General features: G+C 70.4%; 14 protein-coding genes, 1 tRNA gene and 1 pseudogene. 10 read left to right on the forward strand and 6 right to left on the reverse strand.

Features of this window, described 5'->3' with window-relative positions; all coding sequences use genetic code 11:
- Positions 1-281: 281 nt before the first annotated feature.
- The 8 genes from ACFU5F_RS10845 to ACFU5F_RS10880 all read left to right on the forward strand — a co-directional run bounded on the left by ACFU5F_RS10845 (position 282) and on the right by ACFU5F_RS10880 (position 10973).
- On the forward strand, positions 282-1763 hold the full coding sequence (locus ACFU5F_RS10845) for an FG-GAP and VCBS repeat-containing protein (RefSeq protein ID WP_383884990.1): 1482 nt from the start codon (positions 282-284) through the stop codon (positions 1761-1763).
- 176 nt (positions 1764-1939) lie between these two features.
- Complete coding sequence (locus ACFU5F_RS10850; protein WP_383884993.1) at positions 1940-3418, forward strand: FG-GAP repeat protein; 1479 nt, start codon at positions 1940-1942, stop codon at positions 3416-3418.
- A 103-nt stretch (positions 3419-3521) separates the two neighbouring features.
- A complete protein-coding gene (locus ACFU5F_RS10855) occupies positions 3522-4946 on the forward strand; it encodes an FG-GAP repeat protein (RefSeq protein WP_383884996.1) in 1425 nt (474 codons plus the stop codon).
- A gap of 47 nt (positions 4947-4993) precedes the next feature.
- Complete coding sequence (locus ACFU5F_RS10860) at positions 4994-6382, forward strand: FG-GAP repeat protein (protein ID WP_383884998.1); 1389 nt, start codon at positions 4994-4996, stop codon at positions 6380-6382.
- 138 nt (positions 6383-6520) lie between these two features.
- On the forward strand, positions 6521-6916 hold the full coding sequence (locus tag ACFU5F_RS10865; RefSeq protein ID WP_383885001.1) for a nuclear transport factor 2 family protein: 396 nt from the start codon (positions 6521-6523) through the stop codon (positions 6914-6916).
- Positions 6917-7114: 198 nt separating this feature from the next.
- Entirely contained in the window at positions 7115-8638 is a 1524-nt protein-coding gene (locus ACFU5F_RS10870) for an FG-GAP repeat protein (protein WP_383885004.1), read from the forward strand.
- Between the two features lie 284 nt (positions 8639-8922).
- Entirely contained in the window at positions 8923-9954 is a 1032-nt protein-coding gene (locus ACFU5F_RS10875; protein ID WP_383885007.1) for a Yip1 family protein, read from the forward strand.
- A 200-nt stretch (positions 9955-10154) separates the two neighbouring features.
- A complete protein-coding gene (locus ACFU5F_RS10880; RefSeq protein WP_383885010.1) occupies positions 10155-10973 on the forward strand; it encodes a hypothetical protein in 819 nt (272 codons plus the stop codon).
- Positions 10974-11189: 216 nt separating this feature from the next.
- On the opposite strand, the gene ACFU5F_RS10885 is transcribed toward ACFU5F_RS10880, so the two are convergent.
- The 5 genes from ACFU5F_RS10885 to ACFU5F_RS10905 form a co-directional block, all read right to left on the reverse strand.
- Positions 11190-12455: a serine hydrolase domain-containing protein gene (locus ACFU5F_RS10885; RefSeq protein WP_383885013.1), complete on the reverse strand. Its 1266-nt coding sequence runs from the start codon at positions 12453-12455 to the stop codon at positions 11190-11192.
- Positions 12456-12887: 432 nt separating this feature from the next.
- Positions 12888-13223, reverse strand: coding sequence for a hypothetical protein (locus ACFU5F_RS10890; protein ID WP_383885017.1), 336 nt, complete (start codon positions 13221-13223; stop codon positions 12888-12890).
- Positions 13224-13292: 69 nt separating this feature from the next.
- The gene (locus ACFU5F_RS10895) at positions 13293-13865 is read right to left on the reverse strand and encodes a phosphoribosyltransferase (RefSeq protein ID WP_383885020.1); all 573 of its coding nucleotides are present in this window, start codon (positions 13863-13865) and stop codon (positions 13293-13295) included.
- Positions 13862-14437, reverse strand: a complete 576-nt coding sequence (gene dcd / locus ACFU5F_RS10900; RefSeq protein ID WP_013001952.1) for a dCTP deaminase — start codon at positions 14435-14437, stop codon at positions 13862-13864. Before dcd ends, ACFU5F_RS10895 begins: the two co-directional genes overlap by 4 nt.
- A 174-nt stretch (positions 14438-14611) precedes the next feature.
- Entirely contained in the window at positions 14612-14734 is a 123-nt protein-coding gene (locus ACFU5F_RS10905) for a hypothetical protein (RefSeq protein WP_267886425.1), read from the reverse strand.
- 329 nt (positions 14735-15063) lie between these two features.
- On the opposite strand from ACFU5F_RS10905, the gene ACFU5F_RS10910 reads away from it, so the two are divergent.
- Positions 15064-15137, forward strand: a tRNA-Gly gene (locus tag ACFU5F_RS10910).
- Positions 15138-15227: 90 nt separating this feature from the next.
- Here the strand turns inward: ACFU5F_RS10910 and ACFU5F_RS10915 are convergent.
- Positions 15228-15827: pseudogene (locus ACFU5F_RS10915) on the reverse strand (tyrosine-type recombinase/integrase); the annotation flags it as partial.
- Between the two features lie 1148 nt (positions 15828-16975).
- Here ACFU5F_RS10915 and ACFU5F_RS10920 point away from each other — a divergent pair.
- Positions 16976-17395 (forward strand): DUF6578 domain-containing protein, encoded by a 420-nt coding sequence (locus tag ACFU5F_RS10920; protein WP_383885023.1) that lies wholly within the window; start codon positions 16976-16978, stop codon positions 17393-17395.
- Positions 17396-17698 lie beyond the last annotated feature (303 nt).

The raw sequence follows: 17698 nt of genomic DNA on the forward strand, positions 1-17698 counted from the left end.
CGGGTTGGACGGCTCGTCTGTCGTTGCCTCGCACCGCAGACGCACGAACGCCGGAGAACGTTCGGAGCACCGACACGCCCCCACCCCAACCCCCGACGCACCCAACACCCCGCAGATTCCACCCGCGTTCACGTACAACCCACCCATCCCTCCGGTGGTCTCCTCTTCGCCGACGTCCTCCCCGACCGCCGACCGACTCCAGGCGTGCGCGGGCGGAACCGGCACCCCATCGACGTGGACGCCCGCTGCCGGGCGTCCCGTATGCCGCAGGAGATCCCCGCATGCACAAGCACCTGCGACTCGCCCTCGCGACGGCCTCCGCGGCCGCGCTGACCGGCGGTCTGCTCACCTTCTCGGCCGCCACGGCCACGGCGGCCGACCCGGTCCACCACCCCGTGGCCGACTTCGACGGCGACGGGTACGGCGACATCGCGTACTCGGCCCCCGTCTCCACGGTGGACCGCAAGACCTACGCCGGCCAGATCGTCGCCCTGTACGGCTCGCCGAACGGCGTGACGGGTGAGAACCGCACCACGCTCAGCCAGAACACGCCCGGCATCCCCGGCAGCGCCGAGCAGGGCGACCGCTTCGGCGGGGTCAGCGCGTACGGCGACTTCGACGACGACGGCTTCGACGACCTCGCCGTGTCCGCGAGCCTGGAGGACACCGCAGGCGTGCGGGACACCGGCACGGTCACGATCGTCTGGGGTTCACCGCGCGGCCTGTCCGGCGGTACGACGCTGGCGGACCCGGCGCCCTCCAGGCACGGCGGCTGGGGCAAGTCGCTGGCGGCGGGCGACTTCGACGGCGACGGCACCGAGGACCTCGCGATCGGCACCGCGTCGAGCACGGTCCATGTGTTCGGGGACGGCATCGCCAGGTCGGGCAAGCCCGGCTCGTACCGCACCTTCAAGGCGCCCATCCGGTCCGAGGAGTTCACGGGCGCGCTCGACCTCCACGCGGGCGACGCCAACGGCGACAGGCGGACCGACCTGATCGTCAGCGGCATCCAGGCCGACGGCGCATGGCGCTACAACATCAACTTCTACGTACCCGGCACGGCCACCGGCCTGTCCGTCGCCTCGGCCCGGAAACTGAAGCCCGGCCTCGTCAGCGCCGTCGGCGACATCAACGGCGACGGCTTCGGCGACATCGTCACCGGCCAGCACTGGGACCCGATCGACGACCCCGACGTGCTCTCCGCGCCCGACTCCGTCACCGGCGGCAAGGTCAACATCACCTACGGCTCGGCCGCCGGCCCGGTCACGGCCACGTCCACCTCGGTGTCCCAGAACACCGGCCGGGTGCCCGGCACCTCCGAGCGTGAGGACAGCTTCGGCTTCGAACTCTCGCTCGGCGACATCAACGGCGACGGCTTCCAGGACCTGGTGGTCGGCACCTTCGACGAGGACCTGAAGGGTGTCGTCGACGCCGGCGCGGTGACGGTCCTCTACGGCTCGGCCACCGGCCTGGACACGGACTCGGGCATGCAGTACTTCACCCAGTCCACGGCCGGCGTCCCCGGCACGAACGAGCGGTACGACCACTTCGGCTCCGAGGTGAAGCTCACCGACCTCACCGGCGACGGCAGGGCGGACCTCACGGTCGGCAGGGCCGGCGAGAACTACGCCAACGGCTCGGTGGTCTACCTGCCCTCCGACGGCACGAGGATCACCACGACCGGCACGCGTTCTCTCGGCCCGTCCGCCGTGGGCGTGTCGACGCACGCCTCACCGAACTTCAGCGCCGACGCGGCCAACTGACCGCGCGCGAAAGATTTCTCGAACTCCCGTACAACCCTCTTGCCGCCTCACCGGTCTCTTGGTCACCGACTTTCCCGTGAAGCCCAGGTGAAATCCGGGCGAACGCGGACAGAAAGGCACCCCATCTGACTGCGGGACGTCTGCCAGGCGTCCCGCATGCGGCAGGAGATTCCCGCATGCACAAGCACCTGCGACTCGCCCTCGCGACGGCCTCCGCGGCCGCGCTGACCGGCGGTCTGCTCACCTTCTCGGCCGCCACGGCCACGGCGGCCGACTCGGTCCACCACCCCGTGGCCGACTTCAACGGCGACGGCTTCGGCGACGTCGCGTACTCGGCGGGCAACGCCACCGTCGGCGGCAAGAGCGGCGCCGGCCAGATCGTGGCCCTGTACGGCTCCGCGAGCGGCGTGACGGCGACCAAGCGCACGACCATCAGCCAGAACACGACCGGCGTGCCCGGTGACGCCGAGACCGGCGACGGCTTCGGCTGGACCAGCGCGTACGGCGACTACAACGGCGACGGCTTCGACGACCTCGCCGTGTCCGCGCCGCGCGAGGACGTGTCCGGCGACACCGACGGCGGCACCGTCCTCATCGTGTGGGGCTCGGCCAAGGGCCTCTCCGGCGCCACCACCATCAAGGACCAGGCTCCCTCGTCCCACGACGAGTGGGGCACGTCGCTCGCCTCGGGCGACTTCGACGGGGACGGCACCGAGGACCTGGCGATCGGCAACTCGTCGAATCAGGTGTACGTCATCGGCGACGGCATCACCAAGTCCGGGTCGTACGGCGACGAGTACGGCATCAAGCTGGACCTCCGCTCCGGCAAGAACTCGGGCGTGATCATGCTCACCGCCGGCGACACCAACGGCGACAAGCGGACCGACCTGGTGGCCGACGGCTTCGAGGTCGACGGAGACTACGGCTACAACACCAACTGGTACGTGCCCGGCGCGGCCGGCGGCCTGGGCTCGGACGGCGGCGTGCGGGAGCTGAAGCGCGGTGTCATCACCGGCATCGGCGACGTCAACGGCGACGGCTTCGGCGACGTGGTCACCGGCCAGGACTGGGACCCGTCCAAGGACGGCAGCGAGCCCAGCGTGCCCGGATCGTCCACCGGCGGCAAGGTCCACATCATCTACGGCTCCGCCGACGGTCCGGCCACCACGGTCGCGGTGACGCAGGACAGCGGCAACGTCCCCGGCTCCTCCGAGCGCGGCGACTGGTTCGGCAGCGAGCTGTCCCTCGGCGACATCAACGGCGACGGGAAGGCCGACCTGGTCGTCGGCTCGCCCGGCGAGAACCTCGGCGGTGTCGTCAACGCCGGCGCGGTCACCGTCCTGTACGGCTCGGCCTCCGGCGTGAACACCACCTCCGGCTACCAGTACTTCGCCCAGTCCACGGCCGGCGTCCCCGGCTCGGACGAGAAGGACGACATGCTCGGCGGCGAGGTCAAGCTCACCGACGTCACCGGTGACGGCAAGGCGGACCTGACGGTCGGCTCGTACGGCGAGAACGACTTCAACGGCTCGGTGCTCTACCTGCCCTCCAACGGCACGAAGATCACCACCACCGGCTCCCGCTCCCTCGCCCCGTCGGCGGTCGGCGTCTCCACGGCCGGCCAGCCTGTCTTCGGCGCGAACGCGGCCAACTGACGTACCGGTCCGCCGGGCAGGGCCCGCATCCGGCAAGGGTGCGGGCCCTGCCCGCGCAGGGCGTGCCCCGCCCGCCACGGCCCTCCTCCACCCTGGAGTCCCCATGCGCACTCGCCCCTTCCTCCTGGCCGCAGCTCTCCTCGCCTCCGGTCTGACGCCGCTCGCCCTGGCCGCCCCCGCCGGCGCGGCGGTCGCCAAGTACGCGGACGACTACAACGGCGACGGCTACCACGACCTCGCGGTGGGCGCGCCGGGCACCGATGTCGACGGCGCTTCGGCGGCCGGCGCGGTGATCGTGCTCTACGGCTCGAAGTCGGGCGTCTCGGCCGCCAGGCGGAGCGTGATCACGCAGAACACGAGCGGAGTGGCCGGTTCGGCCGAGCGGCAGGACTCCTTCGGCGCCAGCCTCGCCTCCGCCGACTTCAACAAGGACGGCTATGCGGACCTGGCCGTCGGCGCGACCGGCGAGGGCGTCGGCGTCGACACGTACGTGGGTCAGGTGACCATCCTGTGGGGCGGCAAGAAGGGCCTGTCCGGCGGCACCGCGCTGCCGCAGCCGTCCGACATCTCCGCCGAGCAGGGTTACAGCCACGGCCTCGCGGCGGCCGACTTCAACGGTGACGGCTCACCCGACCTCACCGTCACCGGCCTGTGGCAGACCCGGATCTACAACGGCCCGTTCAAGAGGAGCACCGGCGCCTCGGCGAGCGCGAGCTACGTCCGCACCGTCGGTCCCACGCGCGACGTCGGCGCGGGCGACCTCACCGGGGACCGGGCCGCCGAGCGCGTCTACACCGAGTTCACGGCCGACGACCCCGGCGGCCGGGTCAGGTACCACACGTACAAGGGCGGGAAGACCACCGTCGTCGACATGCCGAAGGCCGAGGGAGACAGCCGCGTCACCGTCGGCGACCTCAACGGCGACGGCTACGGCGACCTCGTCCTCGCCAACCCGGAGGACCCGGCGCTCCAGGAGGGCACCGGCCATCTGGGCGGCCAGGTGGAGATCTGGTACGGCGGCAAGGGCGGCCCCGATCTCACCCAGACACCCACGGTCATCAACCAGGACACCCCCGGCGTCCCGGGCACGGGCGAGGAGAGCGACTTCTTCGGCGGCGCGCTCTCCGTCGGCGACATCAACGGCGACCGGTACGCCGACCTCGCGGTCGGCGCGCAGTACGAGGACGTGCGCGGCACGCCGTTCGCCGGCTCGGTCACCGTCCTGTACGGCTCGGCCGCCGGTCTGACCACCAAGGGCGCCAAGTCCTATCACCAGGCCACCGCGGGCGTCCCCGGCACCCCCGAGACCCAGGACGCCTTCGGCGGCGCCGTCCGCCTGATCGACCTGAACCGCGACGGCAGGGCCGAACTGGTCGTCGCGGCCCCCGGCGAGAACATCCGGGGCGCGCTCCTCGTCCTCACGGGCACGGCCTCCGGCCTGAGCACCAAGGGCGCCAGGAGCATCACGGCGGCGAACGTCGGGCTCGAGGAGACCGCGTACAGCTTCGGCGTGCAGCTCGCCCAGTAGCCCCGCCCCTTCGCCCTCCCCTCTCTCTTCCACTTCGAAGGACATGCATGCGCTTCCGTAGTGCCACGATGGCCGCGACGCTCGTGGCGGCCACCGTGACCCCCCTCGCCCTCTCCCTCTCCGCGGGCCCCGCCTCCGCCGCGCCCGCGAAGTACGCGGACGACTTCAACGGCGACGGTCACCGCGACACCGCGGTCTTCTCGCACGGCACCGACACCCGCTTCAGCAAAGGCGGCGGCGTCCTCGTCACCTTCGGCACGGCCGACGGACCCGGTACGAAGACCCAGTTCGTCGACCAGGCGAGCGCGGGCGTCCCCGGCGCCGACGAGACGGACGACTTCTTCGGGGAGATCCGCACGGCGGCGGACTTCGACAAGGACGGCTACGGCGACCTCGCCGTCTCCGCCAACGGCGAGAACGTCGGCACGTACAAGAACAAGGGCACCGTCACCATCCTCTGGGGCGGCGAGAAAGGCCTGTCCGGCGGCACGACCGTCCCGTTCAAGGGCCCGAAGGGCGTCTCCGGCGAGGCCCGCGACTTCGCCACCGGCGACTTCGACGGCGACGGCGACCCGGACCTGGCCCTCGTCCGCGACAGCAAGACGTACGTCTACCGGGGCGCGTTCACCAGGTCCGGCGTGAAGGGCTCGGTCACGGTCCTCGACAAGGACACGTCGAGCTTCTACTCCACCGCCGTCGTCTCCGGCAAGGTCGACAAGGACGGCAGGACCGACCTGGTCGTCATCGGCGACGTCGTCACCCCGGAGTACATCGCCTCCGACGCCTGGTTCATCAAGGGCGGCAAGACCAAGCTCCACCCGGGCAAGACCCTCCGCCTGGAACGCGTGAACGGCAACGGCGGCCAGGCCGAACGCGGCGGCGACGGCGTCATCGCCGACTTCGACAAGGACGGATACGGCGACATCGCCATCGGCACCCAGATCTACGACAGGGACAAGGGCCGCGTCTCGGTCTGGTACGGCTCCTCGACCGGGCCGGGTCGGAGCGCCCGCTTCACCCAGAACACCCCCGGTGTCGCGGGTACCGCGGAGCGGGGCGACTGGTTCGGCGCGTCGGTGTCCGCCGGCGACGTCGACGGCGACGGCTACCGCGACCTGGCGGTCGGCGCGTACGGCGAGAAGCTCGGCGCCCACGCGTACGCGGGCGGCGTCCACGTCCTGCGCGGCACCAGGTCCGGCCTCACCGGCACGGGTTCGCAGTGGTTCGCCCGCGACACCGCCGGTGTCCCCGGCGGTTTGGAGGACGAGTCCTTCGGCAGCACGGTCCGCCTCCGCGACACCGACCGCGACGGCAGGGCGGACCTGTACATCTCCGCGGACCGCGGCTCGCTCGTGCTCCGGGGCTCGTCGAAGGGCGTGACGACGACGGGCGCGGAGCCGGTGAACGGCGACATCATCTCGGGCATGCTGCAGTAACGGCCGCCCCGGCGGCCTGCCGTCGTACCGGTGGCGTACCGGTGTGGGCCTTCGCGCGCGTTCGCGAAGGCCCACGTCCGCGAGATAATGGCCCCACAGCAGAAAACCGTCACAAGCAGCGGAAAGCCGGCGATCCCCATGGCCGAACATCCGAACGCGGCGCTCGTCCGCAAAGGCTACGAAGCCTTCACCCGCGGCGACATGGACACCCTGCGCAGCCTGATGGCCTCGGACTGCACCCACCACATCCCCGGCAGCCACCTCCTGTCGGGCGACCACAAGGGCCAGGACGCGATCATCGGCCTGTACCAGCGCCTCTTCGAGGAGACCGCCGGGACGTTCCGCGTCGAACTGAGCCACATCTGCGTGGACGGCCGGGGCCACGCCGTCTCCGTGCACCACTACACCGCCGAGCGCGGCGGCAGGCGGATCGAGCAGAACGGCTGCCTCGTCTTCCGCATCGTCGGGGACCGGATCACCGACATCGACGAGTGCCAGGAGGACCTGGACAAGGAGAGCGAGTTCTGGTCCTAGGCCGAGTCGAGGCGACCCGGCTCCGCCGAGCCGGCGACCGCCGGACCGAGCCGGGAGGCTTCCGGCCCGAGCCTCTGGACGTCGCGGCCGGAACCGGGAGACTTCCGGCCCCGGCCGCACAACCCCGCACGGCCTCCAGGTGTCACACAGGTGAACCAGCCACACCCTCGACATCCGGCCACCCACCTGGAGCCACCCGTGCACAGACGGACGCACAGACGGACGCACAGACGGACGCACGCCCTGGCCGCCGCCACCGTGGCGGCCTCCACCGCCACCGCGGCCGCCCTCGCCCTGACGCTCGCCACGACCGCCACCGCGGCCCCGCGCACCGAGCCCGCCCCGACCCCCAGCGCCGTGACCAGCGACTTCAACGGCGACGGCTATGCGGACCTCGCCGTGGGCATGCCCGACGCGACCGTGAACGGCAAGGCGAAGGCCGGCTATGTGAACCTCGTCTGGGGCGGCAAGAAGGGTCTCGGCGGGTACGGAAGCATCCGGGTCAGCCAGGCCACCCCCGAGGTCCCCGGCTCACCGGAGACCGGCGACCGCTTCGGCGCCTCCGTCCTGCTGCAGGACCTCAGCAACGACGGCAGGGCGGAACTGATCATCGGTGCCCCCGGGGAGGACATCGACGGCCGGGGCACCGACGCCGGCGCGATCACCGTCGTCGGCGGCGCGAAGACCGGCACGGGCCCGGGGTCCACCGGCATGACCGGCCCGTCGGCGAGGTCGGCGTACGGCCTGTCGGTGGCCGCGGCCGACCTCACCGGTGACCACCAGAGGGACCTGGTGGTCGGCGGCCGGGACACGGTGGCTGTGCACGCGGTCGTCGACAACGGCGAGGACGTCGTCCTCACCACCGTCCTCAACGCCCCCATGGGCGGCCGCGCCCCGGTCCTCGCCACCGGCGACTTCAGCGCCGACGGCGTCGACGACCTGGCCATCGCCTACCACACGGTCGACACGCCCTCCACGCAGTCGCACGTCCGGCTGTGGTCGTGGGACGAGGCCGAGCGGCGCATGGCCAACACCTGGAACTCCGACAACGGTGCCGCCTCCGCACTCGCCGTCGGCGACTTCGACGGCGACGGGCTGGACGACCTGGCCCTCGGCGAGTGCCGTGAGATCGCCGACGAGAACATCGACGACCCGTGCGGCCCCGAGTCGTACGCCAAGGGCGGCGGCATCCACCTCCTCTACGGCGACGAGAAGTCCTTCGGGCTGCGCTCGCAGACCCTCAACCAGGACACGGTCGGCGTCTACGGCGTCGCCGAGGCCGACGACCGCTTCGGCGCCTCCCTCGCCGTACTGGACCAGAACCGCGACGGCCTCGACGACCTGGTCGCGGGCGCCCCCGGCGAGGCCATCGGCACCCGCAAGGGGGCCGGCGCGGCCACGTTGCTGCTGGGCCACGAGGGCGGCATCGTCGACCGGTTCGGCGAGGCGTCCTCCGTCCCGTACCACCAGGACAGGCCCCGAGTCCCCGGCGTGGCGGAGAAGAACGACGCCTTCGGCACCGCCCTCGCCACCGGCGACTACGACAAGGACGGCGTCCCGGACATGGCGGTCGGCGCACCGGGCGAGAACGCGGGCTCCGGCGGCGTCTGGGTCTTCCCGAGGGCCTCGGTGACGAACTCGCGCGCCCTCACCCCCAAGAACCTCGGCCTCCCGTCCCCGACTGCGGCCCTGTCGTACGGGAGGTACCTGAGCAGCCACTGACACACCGGCGAGGCGCCGGCTGTGGCCGTGGGGGCGGTGCGCGCGCTGGTGGGGCGTGCCCGTGATGCGCCGGTACGTCACCGTGGACGTGCCGGCGAGGCGCCGGTGCCGTACCGGCGCGGTGCCGGTGCCGTACCGGCGCGGTGCCGGTGCCGGTGCCGGTGCCGCGGGGGCGAGTGGCCGGGCGGACTCGTCACCCGGGCCCGCCTGCGCCGACCTGGGCCGACCTGTGGAACGGGCCGCCGGACCGCGCCCCCTACGCGTCCCTGACGATCCCTTAGGGGATGTCACAGCTCGGCCGCAAAGCCGGGCCGGTCGGCCCCGGCCCGGCACGCCGCCGTCCGGGACCAGGTACGTTCGATGACGTGGCTGGATTCAGGATCGGACGCGGCCGGGACAACGGCGCTCCTCAAGCGCGACCGCAAAACCCTCCGTACGGACAGCAGGCCCCGCAGGCCGGCGGCCCGTCGTACGGCTACCCCCAGACGCCCCCAGGGCCCCCGCACGGCGGCGGCCGGAGCGGCGGTCAGGGCGGCTGGCCGCAGACACACGGCGGCGGGCACCCGGGCGCCCATGGGAGACGCGGAGACCACGGGGGCCGTGGCAACCACGGCGAGCCGGAGTACTTCGGCGACGACGGCGGGCACCCCCAGCGCGGCTTCGACCCGTACGCGGCCAACAACCCGGGTCACACGCAGACGTTCTCCGTCGGCGAGGACCCGTACCAACAGGGCGACACCTACCGGGCGGGCAACACCCCGGCGGCCCCGCTCGGCCCGCGGCTGCCGTGGAAGGCGCTCCTGAAGGGCATCCTCACCAGCCCGAACCAGACGTTCCTGGTGATGCGCGACTACGCGGTGTGGGGCCCCGCCCTGATCGTGACGTTCCTGTACGGCCTGCTGGCCGTCTTCGGCTTCGACGGCGCCCGCGAGGACGCGATCAACGCGACGCTCTCGAACGCCGTACCGATCGTCCTCGTCACGGCCGTGACGATGGTGGTCAGCACCTTCGTCCTGGGCGTGGTCACCCACACCCTCGCCCGTCAGCTCGGCGGCGACGGCGCCTGGCAGCCCACGGTCGGCCTCTCGATGCTGGTCATGTCCCTCACGGACGCGCCCCGCCTGGTCGTCGCCATGTTCGCGGGCGGCGACGCCCCCTTCGTCCAGATCCTCGGCTGGATCACCTGGGTCGCCGCCGGCGCCCTGCTGACCCTGATGGTCTCCAAGTCCCACGACCTCGCGTGGCCGAAGGCACTGGGCGCCTCGGCGATCCAGTTGGTGGCGATCCTCTCGCTGATCAAGCTGGGTACGTTCTAGGCAGGACACCTCCCGACGTCCTCACGGACTGGGACGGACAGGGACCGCCAGGGCCCCGGCGCAGTTGCTGCGCCGGGGCCCTGTCACTTCCCCGAACGGACTAAATACGCACATAAGCGCCACAATCTCATCATCAATCCGCATACCGTCGGATAACGTCAGCGCGACCTGAACCGCGACAACCTCCACAAGGAGTGCGTGTGAAAGCTCGCTTTGGCATCCGCCGGGGAACGGTGCTCCTGGCCACCCTGCTCGTCGCCCTGTCCACCGCGGTCCTCCCCGGGACCGCCACCGCGGACGGGAACGGCAACGGAGACGAGAACGGGGGCGGCAACCAGGGCCGCTCCGACCACTGGGGCGTGATCACCCGCAACACGATCGGCTCCCCCGTCGCCGAGCTGCGCACCGGCCCGTTCGGCTCGTTCGGCGTGCTGGGCTCGGAGGGGAGACCGCCGTACGGCCGGGGCAGCCTGGGCATCGAGGTGGCGGACGACTCCACCACCCTGACCCCCTCCAGCGAGAAGGTCGACTTCGGCAACGAGGTCGACTTCTTCAGCAAGCCGGTGTCGGGCCTGGAGCAGGTGGGCTTCCACGTGTTCCAGACGGGCGAGAACGTCGGCTACGGCGGGGCGACGAACATGCCGAACATCAAGTTCGAGATCGACCCGAACCTCGACGCGGCACCGAACTCCAACTACTCCACGCTGGTGTGGGTGCCGCCCGCCTCCCCGGTGACGAACCGCTGGAGCCCCTACCTCGACGCCACCAAGACCGGCACCTGGTTCCTCACGGGCTCCGCCGTGAGCACGGCGACCGGCTGCACCCAGGCGACTCCGTGCACCTTCGCCGCGGTGAAGACCGCTCTCGACCAGGACGCCGGCAACCCGGCGACCATCCTCACCGCCGCGGTGGGCAAGGGCCGGGACTTCATGTGGATCGGCGCCGTCGACGGTCTCCGTATCAATGAGACCATCTACGACTTCGAGCCCTGGGGCGTCCGCACCCGCCCGGCCCCCTGACCCCTCACACCCCCCGTCCTCCCGGTCCTCCCGGTCCTCCCGGTCCTCCCGGTCCTCCCGGGCGGCGTCGGCCGGCCACCGCCCCCGGCCCTACGTCCCGCCGCCCGGATGGGGCCCCGCCCTGCCTCGACACCACGGACTCGCCGAGGGTCAGAACCAGGAGCGGGGGCGGGGGCGGGGGCAGGGGCCGGGGCGGGGGCAGGGGCAGGGGCAGGTTCAGTCCCTGGCCGGGACCAAGGGGCCGAAGGAGGCGGCGGCGATCTGCTGGATGTACCGCATCTCCGCTCCGTTGAAGGTGGTGGGGTTGAGGGAGTAGACGATCTTGCGGGAGAGGTCGCGGGTGGAGAACGCCCCACTGGTGTATCCGGGCGAGGAGCCCGTCTTGCCCCAGACCACGACTCCGTTGGATGCCTTGACCCTCATCAGTCCCATGGTCATACAGGCCCGGCCGGCGTCGGTCTCGGTGCGGCACTGGCTGTTGTGGAAACTGCGGACGCCGGGGACGGTGAACAGCTCGGCCTGCTGGGCCGGCGGAAGGAAACGGCCGCGAAAGAGCGCGGTCATGAAACGGTCGAGGTCGGCGGGGGTGGAGATCATGCCGCCCTCGGCCCAGGGCCAGGGACTCTGCTCGGTGACGTCCACCGGATGCGTGGTGCCGTCCGGCAACTTGACTGTCAGATAGCCCCGGGAGTGGGGGTCCGGCAGGCGCGGGTCGTGGGCGTCGGGGACATAGGTGTCGCGCAGGGCCAGAGGCCGGGTGATCCGCGACCGTATCGCGTCGGCGAAACCGTGCCCGGTGACCTTCTCGACCAGCAGACCGGCGACGTAGTAGTTCATCCCGTTGTACTGCTGCGCGGTGCCCGGCGTGAACTGCATGGGCCGGCCCGCCATCCGGTCGATCACCTGCTGCGGGGTGAAACTCTTCAGACGGTTGGCGGCGAACCATTCCGGACTGCCGTCACCGAATTCGGGGCTGTCCGCGGCACGCGGAAGTCCGCTGGTGTGGTTGAGCAGCTGGCCGACCGTGACGGGCGGCAGACCGGCGGGCAGGACGCCCGGCACGTACCGCTGGACGGGCTCGTCCAGATCGATCCGGTGCTCGGCGGCGAGCTGGAGCACGATCGTGGCGGTGAAGACCTTGGAGATACTGCCGATCCGGATGTGCGCGTCGGGCGGCACACCCCGGCCGGTCTCCAGATCGCCCACACCCGACGTGCCCGACCAGTGGCCCGCACGACCGGTGACCCGCAGCAGCGCGCCGGTGACGTCCGCGTTCGGCAGCCCGCCGATGGCCGCTTGGAGCGTGCCCGGATCCAGCCCTGGCAACGCCGCTTCGGGCGCAGCGCGCGGGGAGCCCGAAGCGGCAGCGGAAGGGGGCACGGCCACCCCCGCGGCCAGGGCCATCAACAGACTTCCGCAGACGGCCATGGCGGTCCAACGGGTCTGACGGGTCTGACGGGTCTGACGGGCAGAGCTGTGCATGATGAGGCTCCCCAACGGCGGCGTTCGCACCGGCGGCAAACCGGCCCGGCCACCAGTCTCTTCCGCACCGGCAGCCCGGCTCATCAGGGATCACCCCTGATCAAACCCTGATCGAACCCTGGCACCTGACCCCATGTCAGGGTGCTCGACGCTCAGCACGCCGATGATCGGGCACGACGGCCCGTTCCGGGCGTCAACGTGCCAGGCCCGTTCCCACAGCGTCGCGTCGCGGTGCGTTGAGCTGCGTCGGTTTGGTTCCCCGAGCCCCGAGCGGCCTCCGGGGTCGTGCGCACCGGACGCCCGACACGGGGGCTTCGCTCAGAGCGGCCGACCGGCCGCCCATGAACGCGGGTGTACGTGGACGATCTTGGTGAACGTCGGAAAGCACGATGCCGGTGCCAGCGTCAGCAAGTCTGGTCGTGCGGGGCACGGTCAGGTATGCCGGACGCCGGTGCACGCCACCAGCGCGCTGCCGTCCTCGGTGAGGAACAGCACGAAGACCCACGATCCGTCGGCCGTCCTGATCCGGCCCAGTCGCACCGGTCGGCCGTGCCGTTCGAGGCGCTGCACGGCCCGCGCCAAGCCCGAGGTCTCGACGCCGCTGCGCAGGGCGTGCCGGAGCCGGCGCCCGTAGATCGTCGCCAGTGACCCGGCTGACGTCGAACCGTCCCAGACCACATGACAAGCACCGGCGCGGAGAGCCGCCAGGGCTGCCGCCGACGCTTCGTCGCCACCGCCCAGCAGCCGTTCGAGCTGTCCCCTGTCCAAGAGTCACCCCCGGCCCGGGTCTACCTCCGCAGCGTGGAAAGCACCAGTTCAGAGCCGGGAGGTCAGGGATCAGAGCGCTTCCCTGTTCTCCTTCTGCGCTTGGCCCGACTTGTGCACAGGAGGCAGCACACTCCACGGAAAGTTGATCCAGTCGTCCGTCCGCTTCCACACGTACTCGCACTTCACGAGGGAGTGGGACTTCTCGTAGATCACGGCGGACCGGACCTCGGCCACGGCGTCGAGGCAGAAGTCGTGGACCAGCTTGAGCGTCTTGCCCGTGTCGGCGACGTCGTCCGTGATCAGGACCTTCTTGTCGGAGAAGTCGATCGCGTTCGGGACGGGCGCGAGCATGACGGGCATGTCGAGGGTCGTGCCGACGCCGGTGTAGAACTCCACGTTCACGAGGTGGATGTTCTTGCAGTCCAGGGCGTAGGCCAGCCCGCCGGCGACGAAGACGCCGCCCCGGGCGATGGAGAGGATGATGTCGGGCTCGTACCCGTCGTCGGCGATGGTCTGCGCGAGTTCGCGTACGGCGGTGCCGAACGCCTCATAGGTGAGGTTCTCGCGGGCGGGCGCGTCGCCGCCGGTCCCGGCCGCGGCAGGCGCGTCGCCGCCGGTCCCGGCCGTCTGCTCGGCGCTCACACCTGGGTCCGGTGGAAGTTGAGGAAGGAACGGGAGGCGGTCGGCCCGCGCTGCCCCTGGTAGCGGGAGCCGTAGCGCTCGCTGCCGTACGGGAACTCGGCCGGCGAACTGAGCCGGAACAGACACAGCTGCCCGATCTTCATGCCCGGCCAGAGCTTGATCGGAAGCGTCGCGAGGTTCGACAGCTCCAGGGTCACGTGCCCGGAGAACCCGGGGTCGATGAACCCGGCGGTGGAGTGGGTGACGAGCCCGAGCCGCCCGAGGGAACTCTTGCCCTCCAGTCGCGAGGCGAGATCGTCGGGGAGGGTGATGACCTCGTACGTGCTCGCGAGCACGAACTCGCCCGGGTGCAGGATGAACGGCTCGTCGCCCTCGGGCTCCACGAGCCGCGTGAGGTCGGCCTGCTCGACGGACGGGTCGATGTGGGGGTACCGGTGGTTCTCGAACACCCGGAAGAACCGGTCGAGACGCACGTCGACGCTCGACGGCTGCACCATGGATTCGTCGTACGGATCGATGCGTACCCGTCCGGAGTCGATCTCGGCCCGGATGTCCTTGTCTGAGAGAAGCACGCCCCGAGGATACGCAAGACGCGCGGACCGCCCCTAACCAGTCGGACGAACCGCGCGCCTGTCCCTGCCTGCCGTGCCCTGTCCTGCCCGCTTCCGCAGCGTCACGTTCGCGATCGACTGCTTCCGCTGCTTTCGCTGCTTCTCCTGCTACCGCTGTTGCTGTAGGTGCTGCTGCTACCGCTTCTGCAGCGCCACCGGGACGACACTGCGCAACCGGGCGCAGCGTGGGCAGCGCATGAGCCGGCCGGGGCCGAGGCGTTCGGCCTGCTGCATCGGGAACGAAGCGGTGCTGAACATGTGCCCATCGGCACAGCGGACGACGGTGCGCTCCATCAAGTCCAAGAGTCCCTTCCCCAAGAGGCGCGTCTGGCTGTCGACCTACGTCGACCTGACGACGAACCGCCACATTACGGGATACTTGGGACGGCCCTCCAGGCGGCACTCCGATCCCGCCGAAGGCCCACCCGGACCCTCTTCCGCACCTCCACGGTACGCCCCAACTCCCGCGCCCCGCAGCCCCGTCCCCACCCCAGGAACACCACCGGGCCCCACGCCTTCAGCACGCGGGGCCCGACATGAGGTAAAGTAACGACGCGTTCCGACACCGGCACCGACCGGCGTCTTACGCGGGTGTAGTTTAATGGTAGAACATCAGCTTCCCAAGCTGAGAGCGCGAGTTCGATTCTCGTCACCCGCTCCATGCGAAACCCCCAGGCCAAAGGCCCGGGGGTTCTTTGTCGTCTAGACCGGTGCGCGGGTGGCGCGCCACAACCGCACCATAAGGACTCGGCTACGTCCCGGTGGCCTCCTCCTTGTGGTGCGCGGAGTCGCCCGAGTGGTTCTTCGCACGCTCGGCGCGCACCATCTCGTCAAGGCCGGCCGCCAAGTCGCGCTGCCGCTCGTCGTCGGAGTGCTGGTAGATCAGCGCGGCCTTCTCGGAGGACTGTCCCGCCCGGACCATGGTGTCTTTGAGCGTGGCGCCGGAGCGCGTGGACAGCGTGTGCCCGGTATGGCGAAGTTCGTAGAAGCGGAAGCCGTCCGGCAGCCCCGCAGCGGCACGGGCACGACGCCACTTCCGGCCGAAGGAAGTACGGCGGAAGGCAGCTCCCTTCTCCCCGACGAAGACAAGCCCATCGGGGCCCTTCTCCGCGTAACAGGCGAGGTGTCGCTTGCCGTCCTTCTCCAGGAAGGCCGGAAGGACGACGAGGCGAGCGCCCGCGTCGGACTTGGTGGCGCCGGGAGCGCGCTTCCCGTTCGTCTGCTCGGGTTCGGCGACACGGACACGGATCACGAGGTTGTCGAGGTCGACGTCTCGGCGCCGGAGGCCGGCCAGCTCCTCTGGCCGCATGGGCCCGGGCGCCCCGAGGTAGACCATGAGGCGCCGGCGAATAAGGAAGTCACCCGGGGTGAGAGCTGGGGAGAGTGGTGGGCGAGGGTGATCGTTGACGCGCTCAGGGCAACCCGACAAGATGCCCCCACGAACCGCAACGGGTGGCCCAGCATGCTTGTCCAGGGTGCCCTCATGTCTGACGTCAGCGACTGATACAACGAGCGCGTCTGCGTCTACCGCTAGGTTGCTCCCCGTGACTGCATCGAAGCCCTCCATATGGAGGCGGATCACTACAGCGCTCGGTCTCACCTATGCCCCGGGCGGGGAACCTCGCCCCGGAGGCCCCAAGATCTCCCGATTCGGCCGTTTGGTCTCGCCGCGCCTCGATCAAGAACTCAAGGCATTGCAGAACCGAGTTGCAGAGCTTGAGCGGCAGTTCGACCGCCAGGAGCCTGGAGACGCCGCGGATCGCTGAGCCGCGGGTTCTCGTGCCCCTGCCGTGCCCGATCTGGGCCATCCCTGGGCCGTGCGAAGCCGACCAAAGCTGACAGTCGACACCCACGGGTGACCACCCCCACCCCCCTGTGGCCTGGGATCCCCGAGTTGATCTGCGAAACTGGGAGGGTTATGCCTGCACCCGCGGAACTGAGCTGACGTGCGCTGATCTGCGCCTCGAGTGAGTGTCTAACTGCGTGACAACGCCGACGAACAACGCCGGACGAGTGCGGACGTCTGCGGACCATCAGCGCAGGTGAACGGCGCGCCCTCCCAAGGCACCACGCCTACCGAAGTTGCTTCGGGACGAAGAGGTCGCTCCGTTAGGGTGCCGCATGATCAACGAGGCTCGGACCTGTCCTGCATGCAGCCAGCCCATGAAGTCTGGTGGCCTGGTGCTCACCGAACGAGAGGACGACGGCCGGCGGACCTGTCGGTCGCTGTGGCGGTGTGCCGATCGGCATATCTGGTGGAGCTGGGCAGACCGGCCGGATGAACCATTGGAGGTCTGCCCGGTCCCGGGGCTGTTCCGCTGACATCCAACGTTGACATCAACGAGCACGGACGGCGGCGACAACCAGCGGCCATGTACGGCGCCAGTGCGCGAGGCGAGTCCCCACCACGCCGGGCTCAGATCGAACTCCTAAAGCGGGTGTCGTACATCATGCGCGAGGCCTCTGATGAGCTCCGGTCGCTCGGCGGACAATGGCGGCATGACGTTGACGATTTGGGTCGATGACTGGCAAATCCAGTGCTGCGGGCAGAGCTTCGCGCCAGGGGATGTCGTCTCCTGGACGCTGTTGGAGGTCGATCCGGAGGATTACGCCGACGTCGTTGGCAGCGAACGCGCGGATGAGATCGACGTCCGCGAGGAGCATCACGGCCAAGAGGAGGGGCACGCACCCACCTCGGTAGAGGTGATGTCGATCGCCGAGGTGCACTGTCGTTACGAGGTGCCGCCGGGCGCTACGGACAAAGTGAACTACCCCGTTCCGGGCACGACCATGCTGGTTCCGGTCAAGGAAGCAGACGGGTGGGCAAAGACCAGGCCGGACGTCAGCTTTGCGGGCTATCTGGTGATGGCCCGGCATGCCGCAGACCAGCTGGGAGGGGCGGCTGTTCGCGGTCGATGATGGAGTCGGCGGGGCCGACTCCATGCCCGGTCGCTGTAGCGCAACTCCGTACCGCCAGATGGCTCACACACGATGGCTACGCCCCCTGAACACCCCGTCTGAGAAGTTCGTCATCGACAGCGTGAAGTCGCTGCCGCCACTCCCGCCCAGCCTTGGGGTTACGACCCATGCCGCGCGCCACGGCATCCTCGGCCCTCTCAGCGGCGAAGGCTCGGCGCTCCCGCAGTTGCTCGACAGGGAGGCCGGCCAGATCGGCGTACCAGTTGTCGTAAAGCTTCCAACGGCTCATCGCCCCAGGGTGCC

Origin of the sequence: Streptomyces sp. NPDC057438 (assembly GCF_042802995.1) — a bacterium.
GTDB lineage: Bacteria > Actinomycetota > Actinomycetes > Streptomycetales > Streptomycetaceae > Streptomyces.

What these genes read in the sequence shown, in the direction of transcription:
- ACFU5F_RS10845 (WP_383884990.1), top strand. Translation starts at nt 282, where the DNA reads ATGCACAAGCACCTGCGACTCGCCCTCGCGACGGCCTCCGCGGCCGCG.
- ACFU5F_RS10850 (WP_383884993.1), top strand. Translation starts at nt 1,940, where the DNA reads ATGCACAAGCACCTGCGACTCGCCCTCGCGACGGCCTCCGCGGCCGCG.
- ACFU5F_RS10855 (WP_383884996.1), top strand. Translation starts at nt 3,522, where the DNA reads ATGCGCACTCGCCCCTTCCTCCTGGCCGCAGCTCTCCTCGCCTCCGGT.
- ACFU5F_RS10860 (WP_383884998.1), top strand. Translation starts at nt 4,994, where the DNA reads ATGCGCTTCCGTAGTGCCACGATGGCCGCGACGCTCGTGGCGGCCACC.
- ACFU5F_RS10865 (WP_383885001.1), top strand. Translation starts at nt 6,521, where the DNA reads ATGGCCGAACATCCGAACGCGGCGCTCGTCCGCAAAGGCTACGAAGCC.
- ACFU5F_RS10875 (WP_383885007.1), top strand. Translation starts at nt 8,923, where the DNA reads ATGTCACAGCTCGGCCGCAAAGCCGGGCCGGTCGGCCCCGGCCCGGCA.
- ACFU5F_RS10885 (WP_383885013.1), bottom strand. Translation starts at nt 12,455, where the DNA reads ATGCACAGCTCTGCCCGTCAGACCCGTCAGACCCGTCAGACCCGTTGG.
- ACFU5F_RS10905 (WP_267886425.1), bottom strand. Translation starts at nt 14,734, where the DNA reads ATGTTCAGCACCGCTTCGTTCCCGATGCAGCAGGCCGAACGCCTCGGC.
- ACFU5F_RS10920 (WP_383885023.1), top strand. Translation starts at nt 16,976, where the DNA reads ATGACGTTGACGATTTGGGTCGATGACTGGCAAATCCAGTGCTGCGGG.